Consider the following 890-nt stretch of genomic DNA (forward strand, 5'->3'; position numbering starts at 1 on the left):
TCATCCCAGTCGCGCTGGGCGTGGATGAAGATTTGTTCGGCGCCTTTTTTGTCTTCGATGCGCAGTTCGTTGTAGCCGCCGCCGCCCGGGGAGCTGAGGGTTTTGAAGACGCTGCGGGTTTTGTTCGCCGGGAGGGCGTAGGGCACCGGGTTTTCCTTGTGGTACAGGCAGCCGGTGACGAGGGGTTGGTCGGGGTCGCCTTCGAGGAAGGTGACGAGGACTTCCATGCCGATGCGCGGGATGGAGATGGCGCCGTAGCGGTCGCCGGCCCAGGAGCTGGAGACGCGCAGCCAGCAGCTGGTTTTGTCGTCGGCCTGGCCTTCGCGGTCCCAGTGGAATTGCACTTTGATGCGGCCGTACTGGTCGCAGTGGATTTCTTCGCCTTTGGGGCCGGTGACCATGGCGGTCTGGCTGCCGAGCACGCGGGGTTTCGGGTGCTCCAGCGCGGGGCGGTAGAACACGTCCCACGGGGTGGCGAGGAAGGTGTTGCGGTAGCCCTGGTGGAAGTCGTCCTTGTTGTCGGTGGTGTCGCTGGTCACCGATTCTTCGAGGACTTGCGGCTGTTTGCCTTCGTGGAAGATTTCGGTGAGCAGCCACAGGTCGTTCCACTCGCTGCGCGGGTGGTCGGACATTTCCATGAAGTGGCCGCTGACCAGTCTGGTCTGGTCGCCGCGACCTTCGGCCTGACGGTAGTCGGCGCGGTGGCGTTCGAGGGCGCGCTGGCTGAGGAACTTGCCGCGGGCGCGGTCGATGAAGCGGCCGGGGTAGTCATAGTCTTCCAGATCCGGCTCAGTGCTCTCGCCGTCCGGTTTGTATGCGGCCTCCATTTGCAGGCGCGGTTTTTCGAAGTCGTAGTCGCGGCGGGTGGTGCGGCTGGTGCGGGTTTCCAG

Annotated in this window: 1 protein-coding gene; it reads right to left on the reverse strand. The window is 64.4% G+C overall.

Going from position 1 to position 890, the window contains the following annotated elements; all coding sequences use genetic code 11:
- Nucleotides 1–890, reverse strand: an 890-nt coding sequence (tssI, locus tag C1X29_RS28195; RefSeq protein ID WP_146023285.1) for a type VI secretion system tip protein TssI/VgrG, incomplete at both ends; no start/stop codon positions are given.

It is taken from the genome of Pseudomonas sp. GW456-12-10-14-LB2, from assembly GCF_002884345.1.
In the GTDB taxonomy this organism is placed as follows: Bacteria; Pseudomonadota; Gammaproteobacteria; order Pseudomonadales; family Pseudomonadaceae; genus Aquipseudomonas; species Aquipseudomonas paraglycinae.